3 protein-coding genes and 1 pseudogene are annotated in these 4,605 nt (G+C 34.7%); 3 read left to right on the top strand and 1 reads right to left on the bottom strand.

Annotated features, from left to right (window positions below; translation table 11 throughout):
• The first annotated feature begins 710 nt into the window (after window positions 1-710).
• Complete coding sequence (locus F6K54_RS40730; RefSeq protein ID WP_293090140.1) at window positions 711-2,573, top strand: diguanylate cyclase; 1,863 nt, start codon at window positions 711-713, stop codon at window positions 2,571-2,573.
• Window positions 2,570-2,713: a hypothetical protein gene (locus F6K54_RS40725; RefSeq protein ID WP_293090138.1), complete on the top strand. Its 144-nt coding sequence runs from the start codon at window positions 2,570-2,572 to the stop codon at window positions 2,711-2,713. The genes F6K54_RS40730 and F6K54_RS40725 overlap by 4 nt, the downstream gene beginning before the upstream one ends.
• A gap of 862 nt (window positions 2,714-3,575) precedes the next feature.
• Here the strand turns inward: F6K54_RS40725 and F6K54_RS40720 are convergent.
• Window positions 3,576-4,241 (bottom strand): Uma2 family endonuclease, encoded by a 666-nt coding sequence (locus F6K54_RS40720; protein WP_293090137.1) that lies wholly within the window; start codon window positions 4,239-4,241, stop codon window positions 3,576-3,578.
• Between the two features lie 133 nt (window positions 4,242-4,374).
• On the opposite strand from F6K54_RS40720, the pseudogene F6K54_RS40715 reads away from it, so the two are divergent.
• A pseudogene (locus F6K54_RS40715) lies at window positions 4,375-4,605 on the top strand (hypothetical protein); the annotation flags it as partial.

Here is a 4,605-nt window from a genome sequence, read left to right as displayed (position 1 = left end):
CCATTATTAGACATTTCCCATAATAAAAAATAAAATCAATTATCGCACATAAATTATCAATTATTTCCCCCTACTCCCTACTCCCTACTCCCTACTCCCTACTCCCTACTCCCTACTCACTCTTTTCAAAGAGAAGCGAATATTTGACTTGACACAGAGAAAGTGCCCATCATCCAATATAGAGAAATAAAAAATAAAAAATAAAAAATATAGTCAAGATAGAGAAGAATATGATACTTATCACAACAGTTTACTCATCTACTTCACTCGAAGTGAGTTGACTCACTCACCCTATTAAAGTTCAATGACTCACTTTATAAAGATCAAAAAATCACCAGTACCTTCATTCATAAGTCACCGTAATAACTAGGAAAAAAGTAGATAATCTAAAATGTACAGTCCGCAGTTAAAAGTAAAACAATGATTATCAAAGACTTCAAGCCAATCATATTTGCTACCACAAGAACAGACTTACATCATGTCCAGATAATTAACGATAAAAAGACTTTTTCCCTTCAAGCTTTTTCTTCCCTTCTGCCTTCCTTCCTCCTCAATATTATTCAACCGGACATGATATTACTTGGTTTTGATGGTATCACTGAAACTCAAGCTGCGACTTTTTCTAGTTTTCTAGACAAGATAAAATATAAATTTTTATTACTTTTTAAATACTTATATTGTAAAAAAAATTGTAAAAATTAATTTTTTCGATGAATAAAAATTTAATTAAAGTCCTTTTAATAGAAGATAATCAAGACGATTTTATTATGATTTATAACTTACTATCACAGGTAGAATCACCAAAAATATTACTAGACTGGGAAAATACTTATGAAACAGGATTAACCGTAATGAAAAAAAATCAACATGATATTTGTTTGTTTGACTATCACTTGGGAGAAACAAAAGGATTAGAAACAGTGAAAACAGCAATTAATCTAGGTTGTAAAACCCCAATTGTATTACTTACAGATACAGAAAATCAAGAATTAGAGATAGATTTAATGAATAAAGGAGTAGCAGATTACTTGAATAAATCAGAAATTAATAAATATACATTAAATCGAATAATTCGTTATACACATGAGAAAAATCAAAGTTTAAATGCTTTAAAAGAAAGCAAAGCAAAGCTACAAGAAGCACAAAAAATTGCTCATTTAGGGAACTGGGAATACGACTTAAAGACGCAAAAAATAACTTGGTCAGATGAAGTATTTCGCATTTTTGGTCTCAACCCTAGCAGACTAGAACCAACTTATTCAGAATGGTTGGAAATGTTTACTCTCGAAAGCCAACAATTATGGGATAAAAATGTGATTTTCATCTTAGAAAAGGCAGAAAGTTGTGAATGTGAATATCAAATCATTCAACCAGATGGTACATTAAGGTATATTGATACTCAGGCTACTTTAATTGTAGATAATAACTCAGAACCTATAGGCTTATTTGGCACAGTGCTGGATATTACAGATCGTAAAAAAGCAGAGTTAGCTGTGCAGGACCTTAGACAAAAAGAGCATTTATTAGGACTCATTCTAGACCGAATTCATCAATCTTTAAATTTGGATGAAATATTAGAGACTACAGTAGATTCATTAAGGTTATTTTGGGAGTGTGATCGCGTCTTAATTTATCGTTTTTTGGAAGACGGAAAAGGTATCGTAGAAAAAGAATCTGTAGCAGTAGGTAGCAGTCCAATTTTAGGTCAAATTATTGACGATCCATGTTTCCCAAATACAGATATTATAGAACGCTATAAACAAGGTTATATTAATATAGATGTTGAAAACCCAGAGATCAACAAATGCCATGTCGATCTACTCAAACAGTTTCAAGTTAAAGCAAGTATGGTATTGCCAATTTTAATTAATCAAGAAGGGGAGAAACAAGGTTCAGAAACTACTGCATGGGGATTAATAGTAGCTCATCAATGTACTCATAAACGACAATGGCAAATATCAGACACCGATCTGTTGAGGCGTTTGGCAACTCAGATAGCGATCGCTATTCAACAAGCTCAACTTTATCATCGTTTAGAAAAACTAAATCAAGAATTAGAGAAAATGGCTTATGTTGATAGTTTGACAGGAATTTGTAACCGTCGCCACTTTGAAGAAAAACTGGACCAAGAATGGAAAAGGCTAAGACGGGATAATACTTCTATGTCAATAATTATGGTGGATATAGATTATTTTAAACCTTACAACGATACTTACGGTCATCAGCGGGGAGACAAATGTTTGCAACAGGTAGCTCAAACTATTAGTGCTGCAGTGAAACGATCAGGAGATTTTGTTGCTAGATATGGAGGTGAAGAGTTTGTGGTTGTACTGCCAAATACTCCCATAGAAGGAGCGCTGAAGGTTGCAGAAGATATTAGAACACAAATTGAAGCTTTAAGAATTCCCCATACAGCTTCAGCAGTGAGTAAGTGGGTGACAAGTAGTTTAGGAGTGGCAAATAGTCGCTGCTGTACTGACTCTAATCCTGAAATATTGCTAGAAACAGCAGATATGGCACTATACAATGCTAAAAATGCTGGTAGAAATCAAGTTTATATTGATGATTTATGAGGCAGAAGGCAGAAGACAGAAGGATTAGAAGGCAGAAGGCAGAAGGCAGAAGGCAGAAGGCAGAAGGATTAGAAGGCAGAAGGATTAGAAGGCAGAAGGCAGAAAGATTAGAAGAATTGGGGCAAATTAGCTTTTCATAACCGGATTTGGTATCATGTATAAAAATTTGTAGGAGCAAAAGCAATAAATTCATTTACTCATACATACAACTGTATAAATCTGGTTTCTCAGTAACCTCGATTGAATCTAGCTTAAAATCTCTATATTTGAGATTTATAGGCAAATTTCTGCTTTTTATAAAAAACATTCACTTAGCATAGAAATATGCAACAAACTCTGGGACTTACAGCGGATTCCACTAGGCGTGAGGTACACCCATCGCGGGCAAGATGCCCGCACTTGCATTCATTTCATTCTTATACCAATTCTCCATGAAGTTGCGCTTAATAAAAGATAACAGCTATTAGTAAAATTCAGGTTTTGGTAAGAATTATTAAGCGCATTGTTACAGAGAAATGGTATTAATATCTGTACTTCATGTATTTGGAATCTGCTGTAATACCAATTTTAAAAAAGAATGTTACGAATAGTAAGAGCGATAAAAAGACTTTACAGAAAATGTCCCTTTGACTAAAAAGATAGTTTACGCCCTAAAAAATGGTATTAAAGACATTCATTCTGACTCCTGATATCATGTCCGGTAGCATCGGAGCGTGTATAAAATTAAGGTGACACTCTTGAGAAAACCTTCTGCCTCCTGCCTCCAGCTCCCGCTGCCTTCGGACCACCAAAGTCTAATTATTCAACCGGACATGATATGACTCCTGACTCCTAATAAATACCCTAGATATTTGTAGCAAACATTTATCAATAATGAGGTACACCTTATTTTAAGGCAGAAGTCAGAAGTCAAAAACTAAGAAGATTGGACTTTACCTCATAGCAAAGAAAACCGCTGTAAGTGCTTGTCAAACAAGAATAAGTCTTCAACCGAACATGATATTACTTATTTAACTGTGCTAAAAATTTCTGATGTTCGGATGTTTTCAAACCTTTTTGTAACTCTGAGTTTACTTCTACTAAATTACCTGAAATTAAATTAGATACCGATAACCATAAACCAGGAAAAATTTCACTTTTAATAATACCCTGTTCATCTATTGGCAAATTAATATATTTTCCCTCTCGCCACCGAAACCAATCAATTTTTTGTTCGTAAACTTGCCAGACTAAATATTCTTGTACTTGGTTGCGTCGATAAACTTTCAATTTTTCTCCTAAGTCATAAGAAGAACTACTGCTAGCAACTTCAGCAATAAATTCTGGTGCGCCTTCAACATAGCCATCTGTACTAATAATTGAGTTGCCTCCAGTTTCGATGCGTAATAAAGCATCCGGTTGTACTTCGTTCTCAGCATCAAGGCGTACTGTAGTATTGTCTGCTAGAGTAACTCCTGGTGTCGCTACCCAATAATTACCAAGCCAAGTCATAATGAATGCGTGAGGTGTTCCGTGGGTAATGCGTACCGGAGAACTCATATATACAACTCCTTCTATTAATTCAGCTTTTTTGACATCAGACATTCTGGTGTAACGTCGCTCAAATTCTTGACGAGTTAGGCGATCGCCATTTTCTAGTGGTAGAGTTTTTAATTTAGTTTCTAGCATTATTTTATCTCCTGATATATTCTGGGGATAGGAAACTAAGCATTTTATTTGTTCATTACAGCGCTTTTCAAGTTAATGAACCACATTTTCACAAACAAAACCTTGTAGGGACGTTCCATGGAACGTCCCTACTGTGGTCTACCCAAATGAAAACTGCTGTAACTTTTATATTACACCAATTCCCAAAAATAATGCTATACTTCCAACGGAACTTCAGTTATTAAGTAATAATAATGATTCAGTAATGTTCGTAAGGATTATAGGCATTAATCCAAAATATCTTATTCCTTTAAACCCTACTCCCTACTCCCTACTCCCTACTCCCTACTCCCAAGGAAATGTAGCAAAACTTTTGAGAAATGGT

Source organism: Okeania sp. SIO3B5, from assembly GCF_010692555.1.
Taxonomy (GTDB): Bacteria; Cyanobacteriota; Cyanobacteriia; order Cyanobacteriales; family Microcoleaceae; genus Okeania.
Note: the sequence above shows the minus strand (reverse complement) of the source record. Positions and strands in the feature narration are given on the sequence as shown.

What these genes read in the sequence shown, in the direction of transcription:
- F6K54_RS40720 (WP_293090137.1), bottom strand. Translation starts at nt 4,241, where the DNA reads ATGCTAGAAACTAAATTAAAAACTCTACCACTAGAAAATGGCGATCGC.
- F6K54_RS40730 (WP_293090140.1), top strand. Translation starts at nt 711, where the DNA reads ATGAATAAAAATTTAATTAAAGTCCTTTTAATAGAAGATAATCAAGAC.
- F6K54_RS40725 (WP_293090138.1), top strand. Translation starts at nt 2,570, where the DNA reads ATGAGGCAGAAGGCAGAAGACAGAAGGATTAGAAGGCAGAAGGCAGAA.